We start from the raw sequence: 14473 nt of genomic DNA on the forward strand, positions 1-14473 counted from the left end.
GCAACAAGACATAACAGGGACACGTAGGGAAGCCTGCCAGGATGGCGGGGTGAAAGGGAAATCAGGGAAACAGTCTGGAAAGCCCCGCTTCGGCGGGGTTTTCTTTGTTTGCGTTTTGACGATTCTGTTTCCTTTCCGCTCGCAGCACACGCTGCTGTGCCCGCATTGCAACGCTTGTCCTGAGCCCCTCCCGCTAAAGAATACTGGCGCGCTGCCAGAGCCGGTTGAACCCTCACCTCCGGCCAGGGTCGATTAGCTGTATGGCCAATCAGAGCCAATCAATCAGGAGCTTTCCATGGACATCATTCGTATCATTTTCGCCATTCTGCTGCCTCCGGTAGGCGTGTTCATGCAAGTAGGCTTTGCTGGTGCTTTTTGGCTGAATATCCTGCTGACCCTGCTGGGTTACATTCCGGGCATCATCCACGCGATCTACATCATCGTTTCGCGTAAGTAACACCTCGTTGCACTTGCTGATCGTTCCCTGATGCGGGAACGATCACACGGCCTGATCAGGCATCCAGCACATCCCGATAGAAACGCCATTCCTTCTCCAGCGCATCTGCCAGGTTGTTTGCCTTGCGGAACCCATGATGCTCGTCCGCATAGAAGTGCGCTTCGGTCTTGATACCGTTCTCCTGCAAGGCCTTGAGCATGGAGCGGGTCTGTTGCGGAACCACCACGGCATCCAGTTCGCCCTGAAAGAAAATGACCGGCACGTTGATGCTGTCTGCATGCAACAAGGGTGTGCGAGCCTGATAGCGCTCGATGTCCTTGTCGGGGTCACCGATCAGCCAGTCCAGATAATCACCTTCGAATTTATGCGTCGCCCTGGCCAGTGCCACCGGGTCGCTGACGCCGTAAAGACTGGCACCTGCGCGGAATACGTCGTGGAAGGCCAAGGCGCAGAGCGTGGTGTACCCACCCGCACTGCCGCCACGGATAAAGGCCTGTCGTTCGTCAATCAAGCCGCGCTCGGCCAGATGTTTCACGACTGCACAAGCGTCTTCGACGTCCGCCACGCCCCAGGCCAGGTGCAGGCCTTGCCGGTACACGCGACCGTAGCCGCTGCTGCCACGATAATTGAGGTCTGCCACGGCGAAGCCGCGGTGTGTCCAGTACTGAATGCGCGGGTCCAGCACCGGGTAGCAGGCAGAGGTCGGGCCGCCATGGATGAACACCACCAGCGGCGGTTTTTCCGCGCCGGTCATGGCCGGATAGAAGTAGCCATGGGCCTCGGCCCCGCCACTGGGGTAACGCAGCGTTTGAGGGCAGCTGATCTGGTCGGCCGGCAATGGCGACCCGCCTCCGGCAAGCACCTGAACACTGGCGTCGAGGCGAGAAATGGCCAGTACCGCCGAGGTGCTTATGGCTGAGGCCGCAATGCAATAGACGAACTCTTCGTCAATGGCGAGGCTACGAAAGCGGCTGTAACCTGCGCTGAAATCCTCGACACGGCCGTCAGCCTGACTAAGCCCCAGAACACTTGAACCGTCTTCGAACCAGCTCGCCAGATAACCATCGTTGATCGGCAGCCAGGTGCAGCTGCCCATTTGCCACGGCGCGGAAGCATGATCCGCCGCGCGGGCGGGAAGCGGCGCAAACCCGGAAGGCGATTCGCCCCACGGCTGCCAGAAGCCCGCGCGATCAGTCAGGCAGTACAAGCGGCCATGGGCGTCAAAGCGTGGTTGTTGCAGTGACTCTTGCGCACCCTCGCCTGCGATGCACTGTGCAGCAGCCCAGCTGCCGTCGTCCTGCTTCGTTGCACACATCAAGCGGGTGCAGGTCCACGGCTGATGCGGACGTTGCCATTCGATCCAGGCCAGGCGTCTGCCGTCGGCACTGACAATCGGCGATGAGTAGAAATCAGCGCCTTCGGCCAGCGACTGGCGCTGTCCGTCGGCCAGATCGATAGCGACCAGTCGATGCGTATTGCGCTCCTCTTCAACGGCCAGAATCCGGCCACCGCTGAAAAACACGCCACCGTAGCGCTTGTCGCCCGCGGTCAGCGCCACCGGTTCGCTGGCGTCCAGCGCCTGTCGATACAGTTGCTGGTCGCGCTCGTTGACGAACACTACGGCGTCATCGGCGAGGCAGAACGAACCGCCGCCGTATTCATACACCCGACTGCGCACGCTGAAGCCTTGTGGCGTCAGGCAGCGCTTGCTGTTGGCGTACCAGTGCCAGATGCGGCTGGCGCCGTCTTCGGGACGGTATTCGTTCCAGAACAGGCCCGCCGAGCTGACATCCAGTTCGGCGAAGTCGACGCCTGCAGCGACCGCTTGTGCGGCGCTCAGGCGTTCAGGAGGATTTTGCGATGAGTCGTGAGTTTCGGTCATTGCGAAAGGCCAGCTCTTCAATGGTTTGAGTAGCGGTTTCGGACTCGTCACGAGCCTGAGTGATGATCCCGTGGTGATAGGATTTGCTGCACACCGGGTCGGCATTGGCGGCGTCGCCGGTGAGCATGAAGGCTTGGCAGCGGCAGCCGCCGAAGTCCTTTTCCTTCTCGTCACACGAGCGGCACGGCTCGGGCATCCAGTCATAACCGCGAAAGCGATTGAAGCCGAACGAGTCGTACCAGATGTGCTGCATGCTGTGATCGCGTACGTTGGGGAACTGAATGGGCATCTGGCGCGCGCCGTGGCAGGGCAGCGCCGTGCCATCCGGTGTCACGGTCAGGAAGATGTTACCCCAGCCGTTCATGCACGCTTTGGGACGCTCTTCGTAATAGTCAGGGGTGACGAAGATCAGCTTGCATGGGTGACTCTCTGCCTCCAGCCGTTCGCGGTATTCATTGGTGACGGCTTCAGCGCGGACCAGTTGATCTTTGGTCGGCAGCAGGCCGACGCGATTCAGGTGTGCCCAGCCATAGAACTGACAGGTCGCCAGTTCGACGAAATCCGCCTCCAGCGCGAGACACAACTCGATGATCTTGTCGATGCGGTCGATATTGTGCCGGTGGGTCACGAAGTTCAGCACCATCGGGTAGCCATGCCTTTTCACCGCGCGGGCCATTTCCAGCTTCTGCGCGAAGGCTTTTTTCGAGCCGGCGAGCATGTTGTTGACCTGCTCGTCGCTGGCCTGAAAGCTGATCTGGATGTGGTCCAGGCCTGCTTCCTTGAAGGCGATGATCTTCTCTTCGGTAAGGCCGATGCCCGAGGTGATCAGGTTGGTGTAGAAGCCCAGACGCCGCGCCTCGGCGATCAGTTCGGCCAGGTCCTGGCGCACCAGCGGCTCGCCGCCGGAAAAACCGATCTGCGCCGCGCCCATTTCCCGCGCTTCCTGCATGACCTTGAACCACTGCTCGGTGCTCAGCTCCTGGCCCTGTTTGGCGAAGTCCAGAGGGTTGGAGCAATACGGGCATTGCAACGGGCAGCGATAGGTCAGCTCGGCGAGCAGCCACAGTGGCAGCCCGACCTCGGGAGTGGGCGGTATGTAAGGGATGTTGGTGACGGGTGCTATGTCAGACAAGATCGATCCAGTTTTTTTTCTTGGCGCCTTCCATGAACTCGTCGACGTCCATGCCCAGTTCGGGAACATTGGGGAACTGCTGGTGAAGCGCATGAATGATGGTGGCGATGGTGCGCTTTCCATCGATCAGCCCGCCAATCAGGGCCGCGCTTTCATTCAGCTTGATCATGCCCTCAGGGTAAAGCACCACATGAGCCTTTTGCGCAGGCTCATATTGAAAGCGATAGCCCTGATGCCATTTGGGTATTAACGCACGGAGCTTCAAATCCTGTTTCAAATCGTGCTTCATAGCCTGATCCCCTTATGCCAGACGCGTTGGTCTGTGACGCTGTGATATGGCGGGCGGTTCAATTCATAGGCCATGGACATCGCATCGAGCATGCTCCACAGGATATCGAGTTTGAACTGCAGGATTTCCAGCATACGCTGCTGACCTTCGTACGTAGTGTAGTGCTGTAACGTGATTGCGAGACCGTGCTCTACATCGCGTCGGGCCTGACCCAGGCGAGTGCGGAAATACTCGTAGCCTGCCGGGTCGATCCACGGGTAGTGCTGTGGCCAGCTGTCCAGACGCGACTGGTGGATCTGCGGTGCGAACAGTTCGGTCAGCGAGCTGCTGGCGGCTTCCTGCCAGTTGGCGCGGCGGGCGAAGTTCACGTAGGCGTCGACGGCAAAACGCACGCCTGGCAGTACCAGTTCCTGAGAGCGCAGCTGGTCCGGGTCGAGCCCCACGGCCTGGCCGAGGCGCAGCCAGGCTTCGATGCCGCCGTCTTCACCGGGCGCACCGTCATGATCGAGCAGGCGCTGAATCCATTCGCGACGGATCTCGCGATCCGGGCAGTTGGCCAGAATGGCTGCGTCCTTGAGCGGGATGTTCACCTGATAGTAAAAACGGTTGGCGACCCAGCCCTGAATCTGCTCGCGGGTCGCACGGCCCTCGTACATCGCCACATGGAACGGGTGATAGATGTGGTAATAGGCACCCTTGGCGCGCAAGGCCTGTTCGAATTCGGCGGGGGACAGCGCAGTCGCTTCGCTCATGTCAGCTCCTAAAGCTCGATGCTCATGCCATCGAAGGCCACTTCGACGTTGCGACGAACCAGCTCCGCGCGTTCCGGGGAGTCTTCGTCGAGAATCGGGTTGGTGTTGTTGATGTGGATAAGCACCTTGCGCTGCTCGGGGAAGCCTTCGAGGACTTCCAGCATGCCGCCGGGGCCGTTCTGTGCCAGATGGCCCATCTCCCGGCCGGTACGCGTGCCCACGCCACGACGCTGCATTTCGTCGTCGTCCCACATTGTGCCGTCGACCAGCAGGCAGTCGGCGTCGCGCATCTTCTCGGCCAGCGCTTCATCGACCTTGCCCAGGCCCGGAGCATAGAACAGCTTGCCGCCGGTGCGGGTGTCTTCGACCAGCAGGCCGATGTTGTCGCCCGGATGCGGGTCGAAACGGTGTGGCGAGTAGGGCGGGGCGGCGCTGCGCAGCGGGAATGGCGTAAAGCGCAGGTTCGGGCAGGCCGGAATCACGAAGCTGCCCTGCAACTCGATGCGGTTCCAGCTCAAGCCACCGTTCCAGTGCTTGAGCATTTCGAACAGCGGGAAACCGGTGCTCAGGTCCTCATGGACCATGTCGGTACACCACACCTGATGCGGGCAGCCTTCGCGCAGGCTGAGCAGGCCGGTGGTGTGGTCGATCTGGCTGTCCATCAACACGATCGCGCTGATGCCGGTGTCGCGCAATGCGCGCCCGGGCTGCATCGGCGCAAAGTCCTGCAATTGCGCGCGAATGTCTGGTGAGGCGTTGCACAGCACCCAGTTGATACCGTCATCGGACAGCGCAATGGACGACTGGGTCCGCGCGTGAGCACGCAGGCTGCCGTCGCGAAAGCCCGCGCAATTCAGGCAGTTGCAGTTCCACTGGGGGAATCCACCGCCAGCAGCAGAACCTAGAATCTGGATGTACATGACAGCTCCTGGGACACGCTCTGAAATAAAAAACAGCCACAACCATAAAAAAAGCCCCGGCGAACCGAGGCTTCACAGCGCACTGAAATCAACGGCTTGCGAAGTACATGGTAACTTCAAAACCGATACGCAGATCAGTGTAAGCAGGTTTAGTCCACGACATAAAAATCTCCTCGGATAAGTGCAGCGATTGGTGACTACATCTTAGTGCATCGCCGGAGGCATACGTTCAGATGCTTAGGGAGCTATGTTACTCAATTTCACAATTGGACAGGTTCGGAATCTGCAGAAAAGACCGTTACCGTTCAGGTAAGGATAGTGGGGCGGCCGTGCTGGCAGGGCGATTGGACACGATCAGCCAGCCACCAGTGGCGCTGATCAGTTGATCTGCAGAGGCCAGCAAGGAGTGTGTATCCAGATTTGACAGAGCCCGCTGCAAGGCATGCGCATGGTCACCCCGATGCCCGGCAAGGTGTGCCTGCCACTGCAGGCCCGCACGCTGTTGCTCCGGCAGACTCGACGGCTCGAACTGCGCTGCAAGGGCGTTTGTCTGCTCAGGCAAATTTGCGTCGCGGACCAGTTGTGGCAATTTGCCGATAAAGGCCTCGATGTGCGCAAACAGCTGTTGGGCATTGCAGGTGGGTGATTGCACGCCGAACAGCAAGCCGTTCCTTCCGTCGATTTGCCTGAGGCCGCTGAACACCGCGTAACCCAATTGCAGCTCGACCCGCAGCCGCTGATAGAACGGCGCTTGGGCCAGGTGCGCGAGCAGGCGCCAGGCCGCTTCATCCTTGATGGAAGTGGTGGGCGCCGGGCAGAACACCAGCACGGCGTCTTCCGAGGAGGACGATGCTTGCGCCGTCCAGTGCTTGCCGGAGCGAATGGTTGGCGCATCGGGTGGGGAGGTTTGCCGAACGCCGGGTGCTGCATTCAATATCGCATCCAGCGTTGACTGGCTGGCCGGGCCGAAACCGCTGCTGAAACTGATCCAGCGCGAAGCTGCCCATAAGCCTGGCAGGTCGCTTATGGTCAGTTCCGGGTCGCTGCGCAGGTAATGATCGGCAAGCTGTTTGAGCAATTGACGAATCGGGATCAACACCGGCTCGTCGTGTTCCAACGCGTGGGCGTCGGGATGCTGCAAGCGCTGCAGGCTCTGTTGCAGGACTGCCAGCATCGGTTGGCGCAAGCCGTTCAATTGAAGCTGCCAGTAAGGGCCGTAAGCGCTGAATGTCAGGGTTACGCCAGCCTGACGCGCGTCTTCGGCCAGTGGCTTGAGTGCGGCATCGAGCATCCGCCAAAAAGCGGGCTGCGGGGACGGCAGTTGCCAGCGCAGGTACAGCGCGGCTTCAGCGGGGTCGTCCGCTGCCGTATCGAGAAACGGATTCGGCGCTGGCAGGCGCCAAGCGACCGGCTCGAGATCGAGGTTATCCACAGCAGCAAAACTGACCAGTGCATCAGCGGTGAGCTTCGCCAGTAATGTGCTTAAGGCTTTTTGGCCTTGCTCGCTCAACTGCGCGGGCGTTTCGCGGCAGTGATGGTTTGCCAGAGCCAATGCACCGCACATCTGCAGACGGCGCTGTTCGAGACGGTGGTATTCCTCGATTTGCGTTGGCCAGTGAGCCTTGAAAAAACTGATCCAGCTGAAAAACAGGCTGTTGATAGCGGTCGCGTTTGCCGGGTCGCCTTTAAACTCGATATCCAGCAAAAGCTGCCCGCCGAACTGGTACAGCGGCGCGGCGTTCAATGATGTGCAAAGGCCCCTGCGGACCAGCTCGGCAACCAGTCCGCCAGGCTGCGCGGCATTCAGCCAGTGACAGAAAAAGGCCACCGCTTCGTCAGCCTTGGCCGGCAAGTCCTCGAAGGCAAACAGCAGATGGTTTTGCTCGCCAGCCTGTCGGGGTCTGGCCATCAATGCTGGAGGCGGGCGCTGTCTGACCTTCATCCCGCTGACGAAAACTGCGCCGTGGTTTATCGCCAGCGCCTGCAGTTCAGCCATTGGCAGCGGGCCACTCAGGCACAGGGTCATCTGCCCGGCCTGATAGAAGCCTTGATAAAAGTCGTGCAATGCTTGCTGAAAAGCCGGGTTGGGCACTGACAGGCTGTAGCGATTGCCGGCGTGAAAGCCGCGTAGCGGATGCTGTGGGTTGATCGCTGTCAGCAGGCGCGCCTGATCGCGGGACGCGCTATCGCCGAGCCAGGCGATGAATTCGGCGTGCAGCACTTCGCGTTCGCGCAATTGATCTGCGATGTCCATTCGCGGCCGGGCAAGCATGTCGCACAGGCGCTCCAGCCCTGGGGCGAAGGCCGCCTGCGGAAGTTCGAAGAAGAAGTCGGTGGTGCGCTCGCGGGTGCTGGCATTGACCTGCCCGCCATGACGCTGCACGAAGGTCATCAGGTTGTCCCCGGCCGGGAAGCGCTCGGTGCCGAGGAAAAACAGGTGCTCGAGAAAATGCGCCAGCCCCGGCCACGCCTGCGGTGCATCATGACTGCCCGCCGCCACACGCACTGAGGCCGCACAGCGCTTGAGCCGTGGCTCGTGACACAGCACCACATTCAGGCCGTTGGCCAGCGTGAGGCGTTGAGTGTCAGCGGAGTGTGCGGCAAGCATGAGGGGCGTCCGGAAAGCTGTGCAAGGCGAAGCGTCATGCTAGCGGATTAGCTGACCTGTTCGCGAGCCTGCTGCTCAAGCCTCCGAAATAGAGGACGCAGAGCGTCCAGAACGGCATGCCAACGCGGAGCATTGGCACGATAAGCAACGAGAATTACGATAAGCAAACGCGCTATTTCCAGAGGCTGTACCGGCCTGTTCAGGATCAAGTCAGCGACGCATAAAGCGCCGGACGGCGATCCAAGAAATAGTCGTTCGCGGTTCTGGCCTGGGCCAGCAGTGACTTGTCCAGCGTACCGACCAGCAGTGCTTCGTCCTGACCTGCCAGCACCGGGCGGCTGCCGTCCGGTGCGCAGATGCTGCTGAGCCCGCAGTAACGAATCTCGCCTTCGCTGCCGCAGTAGTTGGCGTACACCACGTAGCAGTGATTCTCGAAAGCCCGCGCGCGGACGGTCACGTCGCAGACGAAATCGTAAGGCAGCATGTTGGCGGTCGGGACCAGAATCAACTCGGCCCCGGCCAAGGCCAGCCGACGGGTGTTTTCGGGGAACTCCACGTCGTAGCAGATCAGCAGGCCCAGGCGCCAGCCATTCAATTCGACCACCGGGTAATGATCGTCGCCTGCGGCGAACATCGACTTGTCCAGCTCGCTGAACAGGTGCGTCTTGCGGTAATTGCACAGGCGTGTGCCCTGGCTGTCGATCAACTGCACGGCGTTGTAAATCTGCCGATCGGTAGCGCGCTCCGCATAGCCGTAGAGGATCGCAATGCCGCTGGCCTGTGCGATGGCGGCAATGCGCGTTGCTGCCGGACCGTCCTGCGCCTGCGCCAGCTCAGCGACAGCCTGAGCGCCGATGTTGTAGCCATTCAGGAACATTTCCGGGCAGATCAGCACCTGTGCCCCTTGCTCGGCGGCGGCCTGAGCCTGCTGTTCCAGGCGAGTCAGGTTGCCGCTGACATCCAGCGGCAATGGAGGGCATTGATACAGCGCAACGCGCATGAGGTTTTCCTTCTGTCAGTCGCCCAGTGCAATCGGGCCGATTTCGCGGAACACATCACCGGGGCCGGGGTTCTCGGCGTGAGTCTTGCCGCCGAAGTGATTCATGATGCCCCACACGGCGTTCAGTGAGGTCTGCACTGCGCCTTCGACCCACGCCGGTGTCCAGGACACATCGTCGCCGGCGATGAACATGCCGCGCTGTTCGCTGGGCATGTCCTGTTGCATGAAGTGCGCATACATACGCTGGTTATAGCGGTAATGGCCCGGCAGCGCACCCTTGAACGCGCCCAGGAAGTGCGGATCGGCTTCCCATGACACGGTAATCGGATCACCGATGATCCGCGCTGCGATGTCCACTTTCGGGTAGATCTTCTTCAAGGCATCCAGCGCCAGCTTCACACGCTTCTCGATGGGCTGCGGGAGCATCTTCAGTGCATCGCTCATCCACGAGTAGGACAGACAGATCACGCCCGGCTTGTCGTCGCCGTTATCGAACAGGTAAGTGCCACGGGTCAGCCGGTCGGTGAGGGTCATGCTCATCAGGTCGCGGCCGGTTTCCGGGTCCTTGTCCTTCCAGAACGGGCGGTCGACCATTACGAAGGTCTTCGAGGACTGCATGTAACGGGTGCGGTCCAGGGCCATCCACATTTTCTGCGAGAACAGCGACTCTTCGCACTCGATCTGCGTGGTCAGCAGCCAGCTCTGGCAGGTGGTCAGCACGGCAGCGTACTGCCGGGTGTCGCCCCAGTTGTCGGTCACCGCAAAACTGCCATCCTCGGCGCGTGCAATGCGCTTCACGCCGGGACGTGGTGCGCCGCGGTGCAGCGAAGACAGGCTGGTGCCCTTGGGCCAGTGCGCGCAATGCTCGGGCACGTGGCTCCACAAGCCGACCGGCACTTGCTGCACGCCGCCGACGATCAGGTGCTGGTGTTCATCGCAGTTGGTCATGACTACGCGGAAGATTTCCAGCATCGAGTTGGGGAAGTCCGAGTCCCAGCCGCCCGTGCCGAAGCCCACCTGGCCGAATACTTCGCGGTGAAAGAAAGACAGCTTGGCGAAGGCTTTTGAGGTCGCAACAAAGTCATAGAACGTGCGGTCGTCCCATAACGGCACCAGCTTGTTCCACAGCTCTTTGAGACGCGGCACGTCACGGTCGCGGATGGCCTGCTGGATATCACCGAATTGCGAGCCGCTTTCCAGTGCGTCGGCCCAGGCGTCGGCGACTTCCTGAAACAGTGCTGGCAGGTCCGAGAGCATCTGTGCGTAGTAGGTGGTGCCTTCCAGGTCGATAACGGTGCTGCCGGACGCCGCGGTCAGCGGGTTGGGGAACGGCCTGGATTCAAGGCCCAGCTTGTCGACGTAATGAAAGAACGCCGTCGAGGACACCGGAAAGCGCATGCCGCCCAGTTCGGCAACGATACCTTTGGCGCCTTCGAACTCCTGCGAGCGCAGGCGGCCACCCATTTTCGAGGCTTCGTACACCACCGGCTTGAGACCCATCTTCATCAATTCGTAGGCCGCCACCAGACCGGCTATCCCTGCACCGATAATTGCCACTTCGGCGCCGTGGTTCTCCACAGGAATGCTGCCCAGACCTTTCGGGTGCTCAATCCAGTCATCGAACGCGAAGGGGAAGTCGGGGCCGAACATGGTGATCGGCTTTTTGCCGTTGGCGGGGTGACGGTTGTTCTTCATGACGGACCTTGGTGGGCAACGGCGAAAAACAACAGTCTAGAGAAGGGCGGGCACGTTAATAAGACGCAAAGTGCCGTCGATATGCTGTTTGTTTTGGCTAAGTGACGAAGCTGGCGGTCACTTTGTATGAGTTGCTTGATCGAGTAGTCAGTTACACCGGCTGGCCGCGGTCGATCTTGCTGCTGAGAATGATCGAGGTCGTGGTCTTCTCCACACCATCCACGCTGCCGATCAGGTCCAGTAGCTGGTCCAGTTGCTCGGGAGAATCCGTGCGCAGCCAGGCGACATAATCGAACTCGCCGCTCACCGCACAGAGTTGCTGAACCTGCGCCATGGCACTGAGCCGCCGCACCACTTCCTTGCCCGAGCGGGGTTGCACGGTGATGCCGACATACGCCTGCAACCCGCCACTGACCACGCGCTGGCCAAGGCGCACGCCGTAACCGGTAATCACTTTGCTGCTTTCCAGGCGTGCCAGCCGCGAGGTGACGGTGGTGCGGGCGATGCCCAATTGCCGGGCGAGCATGGCAACGCTTTCGCGCGCGTTGATTTGCAGCGCGGCAATCAGTTGGCGATCGATTTCATCCAGCACTGGCGGGCGGGTATCGGGCACGGGCGGTTCCTTAAAACTTCCAGCGTTTGGCGGTCTTGGCCAGACGCGCCTGCAGGCCGTCGAGGTTGAGCGCCAACTGCTGGGTCATCAAGTGGTAGCCCTTCAGCTCGGTAGGAATGACGGCTTTCACTACAGGTGTTCCGGGTGTCTCCGGTGTTTCGGTCGTGCGCGCCAGGCGCTCGGTGGCACCGGTTTGCAGGGCGCGGGCCATGCCGATCAGCTGTCGACGAATCTGGCGGTAGTCAGCTTCCAGCGATGCCTTGAGCGTCTCGTCGGCAAGCTGATTCAGATTCGCCGGGCGAATATTGGCGAGAATCTCCAGGGTGCTCAGGCACATGCGGAAGTGGCCTTGAATGGCGTCCAGCTCGACCATGGACATCTTCACTTCCTTGGACACCGACGGCAGTAGCGAGCGCAGTTGCAGCATCGTGCCGTTTAGCCTGGCGGTCAGTTTCAAATGCTCGTCAGCGGTAACCGGCTGGCCCTGCACGATGCGCCCGTACACCTTGGCGCAGTCACGCAGACCACTGGCCAGGTTGTAGCGCCAGGAAAACACCGCATACAGCGGCAGGGCGAAGGAGAACGCCAGGGCCAGCGCGATACCGATCAGAATATCGACGGTCCGCCACAGCCCGTCACTGATCGGGTTGTAACCATGACCGGCCACGATGAACAGCGTGATCGCCGACAGCAGCGCGGTGTAACCCCCTTTGCCAATGGCGTGATAGGCGAAGAAGCCGCACATCACCGACATCATTGCGTAGGTCAGCAACGGCATTTCCAGATAGCCCTGCTGGACCACCACGATCAGACCGAGGCCGGCACCGATCAACGTTCCGTAGGCCCGTTCGACCGACTTCTTGCCGATATTGCCGTGATGCTGCAAACCGCCGATCACGATCAGCATGGTCACCGACGCCCACTCGCCATGAGGCAGGTTGAGGCCGGTGGTCAGCAGAATAGTCACCAGCAAGCCCACCGCAATCCGCGCCGCGTGGATCAGCCGCGCATGCCGATAACGGCGATACGGGTCCAGCAAAGGACGCAAAACAGGGCGAAGCCAGGAGGGTATGAAAGCAGAGCGCGAATTCGTCATGCGTTAAGAGACCGCGAGGGTAGGGAAGAGATTCCCTGATTGGATGATGGCAGGCCTCAGTAAGCCACATTTTGATGGGGGATGGGTGGGGTATGTCGGTGATCAGTGACGTGGCATTGCGCATTCAAGGTGTAGGAATGACGCGCTGAAGGCAGTAATCACGATTTTTATGATTAATTAAGATGGCACTTGGTGATACTTTATTAGAGTTAATGTGTTCTTTCGTGAGCTATTATTTTCGGGGCCACGTAGCTATACGTGTTACTTTGTTTTTTCTAGAACACCTATGCACGTCCACTGGTAACCGCTCATGAAGGCTTTTTTCCCCGTTCAGTGCACCGACACGCTTTTGCGCATTGCGCTGCTGGTAAAGCAGACCAGGTTGCAGCAAGGCATCCGTCAGGTCGATCTTGCCGAAAGGCTGGGCATCTCGCTTCGTACGTTTCGACGTATCGAGGCAGGCAATGCCGAAGGCGTATCGCTGCGTGACTTCATGTTGGTGGTCTGGGGGCTGGGGGTGTCGGAGCGATTGTTTCAAGGGCTTCGGGATGACCAGTCGTTCAGTGTCGAGCAGCTTGAAGCAGCCGACCGAAAGCGTGTCCGCCTGCCTCGAAACAAGCCGGAGGACTTCTGATGGCACAGGCTTATATCTACATGGAGTGCCCTGTAAGCGGGGAGACACTGACGCTGGGCAAGCTGACGATTCAGGCGGGCGTCGGAACGTTCCAATATGCACCGGATGCGGTGCAGGAAAGCATCTGGGTGCCGGATCCTTTCAGGTATCCACTGTCCACGCGGTCCTACACCGTGACTAAAAATGGTGGCGTCCCGGGTTTTATCGATGATGCCATGCCCGATGGTTGGGGAGAGCGGTTGCTGCATCGGATTGAAAAAGGCGCGTTGGACTCGATACAGCTGCTGCTCAAGTCTCCCAACAGCGACAGAGCGGGCAATATCATGGCCGGCCTGTCTCGTGTAGCGCAGGACGGTCTGGGCCAGACGCCTCCCAAGGCCTTTCGTGCCAAAGGGCTCGATCATTTCATCGATGCCTGTGAAGCGATCTATGACAGCCAGCTCAGCGCCGAGCAACTGGAGGCTCTGAAGGTAAGGGATCAGCGATCTTCCGCTGGCGGCGCTCGTCCCAAGCGAACTTATCTGGGCGACAGAAAACTGATTCTGGCCAAGCCTCGCGACAAATTCGATCACTATGACCTGCCCTCCGTTGAGCACGCCTGCATGACCTTCGCCGGGCTTAAAGGGCTGCAGACGTCCAACACTTCTCTGTATCGCGGCGAGCGGATCAATACACTGTTGGTCGAGCGTTTCGACCGCGCTTTTGATGAGCAGACCCATCGCTTCCGCCGCCTGCCGATGCTCAGCGGCTTGACCTTGCTGGACGCCGAGTGGAAGGCCCGTACGCACCCCGACTGGCAATATGCGGCGCTCGCAGATGAGCTGTATCGTCGTGGTGCGCCTGACCGTGATCGGCAGGAGCTGTATCGGCGCATGGCCTACAACGTGCTGGTCGGCAATGCCGATGACCATCCCCGTAACCACGCAGTCATCTGGAAAGAGGGTGGCTGGAGGTTATCGCCGATGTACGACGTACTGCCCATTCTGGACGAAGGGCCTGCTCAGGCACTTGCCATGTCAGTCGGCATCGAAGGGGTGCGGCTCAACCGAGGCAATCTGCTCAGTCAGCACACTCACTTTGCCTTGAGCAAGGAGCAAGCCGAGGCGACGCTGGACGAGGTGGCCGGTTGGGAAGCCGAACTGCGTGATTACTACAGCCAGCTCCTATCCGGTGCGGAACTGGATGCTGCGGTCGATGCGACCAGTGGCGCACGTCTGAAGCGCTAGCAGTTCCTTCTGCTTCGTAGCGTTCTACGGCAAGGTCCGATTGATCTGGTAGCGAGTGCTGCGGCCTCCACCGGGAAGGCGGACCAGGCAGTTTTTGGCAAGCAGGTAAAGTTAATCGGCTCATGGAGTGAGCCGATTGTGGTGATTATTCGGCTCACCGTCCAGATGT

At 60.1% G+C, this 14473-nt stretch carries 14 protein-coding genes; 3 read left to right on the forward strand and 11 right to left on the reverse strand.

Annotation, left to right across the window (positions count from 1 at the left end):
• Positions 1–295 precede the first annotated feature (295 nt).
• Positions 296–457 (forward strand): YqaE/Pmp3 family membrane protein, encoded by a 162-nt coding sequence (locus BLR20_RS21270; protein WP_002555565.1) that lies wholly within the window; start codon positions 296–298, stop codon positions 455–457.
• Between the two features lie 55 nt (positions 458–512).
• On the opposite strand, the gene BLR20_RS21275 is transcribed toward BLR20_RS21270, so the two are convergent.
• The 11 genes from BLR20_RS21275 to BLR20_RS21325 form a co-directional block, all read right to left on the reverse strand.
• Positions 513–2339, reverse strand: coding sequence for a S9 family peptidase (locus BLR20_RS21275; protein WP_054994470.1), 1827 nt, complete (start codon positions 2337–2339; stop codon positions 513–515).
• A complete protein-coding gene (pqqE, locus tag BLR20_RS21280; RefSeq protein ID WP_054994471.1) occupies positions 2302–3471 on the reverse strand; it encodes a pyrroloquinoline quinone biosynthesis protein PqqE in 1170 nt (389 codons plus the stop codon). The genes BLR20_RS21275 and pqqE overlap by 38 nt, the downstream gene beginning before the upstream one ends.
• Complete coding sequence (gene pqqD / locus BLR20_RS21285; RefSeq protein ID WP_010428946.1) at positions 3464–3760, reverse strand: pyrroloquinoline quinone biosynthesis peptide chaperone PqqD; 297 nt, start codon at positions 3758–3760, stop codon at positions 3464–3466. The genes pqqE and pqqD overlap by 8 nt, the downstream gene beginning before the upstream one ends.
• Positions 3757–4512, reverse strand: a complete 756-nt coding sequence (gene pqqC, locus BLR20_RS21290; protein ID WP_010428943.1) for a pyrroloquinoline-quinone synthase PqqC — start codon at positions 4510–4512, stop codon at positions 3757–3759. Before pqqC ends, pqqD begins: the two co-directional genes overlap by 4 nt.
• An 8-nt stretch (positions 4513–4520) precedes the next feature.
• The gene (pqqB, locus tag BLR20_RS21295) at positions 4521–5432 is read right to left on the reverse strand and encodes a pyrroloquinoline quinone biosynthesis protein PqqB (protein WP_032611800.1); all 912 of its coding nucleotides are present in this window, start codon (positions 5430–5432) and stop codon (positions 4521–4523) included.
• A gap of 88 nt (positions 5433–5520) precedes the next feature.
• Positions 5521–5595, reverse strand: coding sequence for a pyrroloquinoline quinone precursor peptide PqqA (gene pqqA, locus BLR20_RS21300; RefSeq protein ID WP_003422658.1), 75 nt, complete (start codon positions 5593–5595; stop codon positions 5521–5523).
• 135 nt (positions 5596–5730) lie between these two features.
• Entirely contained in the window at positions 5731–8040 is a 2310-nt protein-coding gene (pqqF, locus tag BLR20_RS21305) for a pyrroloquinoline quinone biosynthesis protein PqqF (RefSeq protein ID WP_054994472.1), read from the reverse strand.
• 205 nt (positions 8041–8245) lie between these two features.
• Positions 8246–9040: a carbon-nitrogen hydrolase family protein gene (locus BLR20_RS21310; RefSeq protein WP_054994473.1), complete on the reverse strand. Its 795-nt coding sequence runs from the start codon at positions 9038–9040 to the stop codon at positions 8246–8248.
• A gap of 15 nt (positions 9041–9055) precedes the next feature.
• Positions 9056–10735 carry a flavin monoamine oxidase family protein gene (locus tag BLR20_RS21315; RefSeq protein WP_032611794.1) on the reverse strand — a complete coding sequence of 560 codons (1680 nt, stop codon included), beginning with the start codon at positions 10733–10735 and terminating at the stop codon, positions 9056–9058.
• Between the two features lie 151 nt (positions 10736–10886).
• Positions 10887–11348, reverse strand: a complete 462-nt coding sequence (locus BLR20_RS21320; protein WP_003395085.1) for an Lrp/AsnC family transcriptional regulator — start codon at positions 11346–11348, stop codon at positions 10887–10889.
• A 10-nt stretch (positions 11349–11358) separates the two neighbouring features.
• Complete coding sequence (locus BLR20_RS21325) at positions 11359–12444, reverse strand: FUSC family protein (protein WP_054994474.1); 1086 nt, start codon at positions 12442–12444, stop codon at positions 11359–11361.
• A gap of 310 nt (positions 12445–12754) precedes the next feature.
• Between BLR20_RS21325 and BLR20_RS21335 the strand changes: the two genes are divergently transcribed.
• Complete coding sequence (locus BLR20_RS21335) at positions 12755–13078, forward strand: helix-turn-helix domain-containing protein (RefSeq protein WP_010428926.1); 324 nt, start codon at positions 12755–12757, stop codon at positions 13076–13078.
• Positions 13078–14304: a type II toxin-antitoxin system HipA family toxin gene (locus tag BLR20_RS21340; RefSeq protein WP_032611790.1), complete on the forward strand. Its 1227-nt coding sequence runs from the start codon at positions 13078–13080 to the stop codon at positions 14302–14304. Before BLR20_RS21335 ends, BLR20_RS21340 begins: the two co-directional genes overlap by 1 nt.
• The last annotated feature ends 169 nt before the right edge of the window (positions 14305–14473 follow it).

This window comes from Pseudomonas congelans (assembly GCF_900103225.1).
GTDB lineage: Bacteria > Pseudomonadota > Gammaproteobacteria > Pseudomonadales > Pseudomonadaceae > Aquipseudomonas > Aquipseudomonas congelans.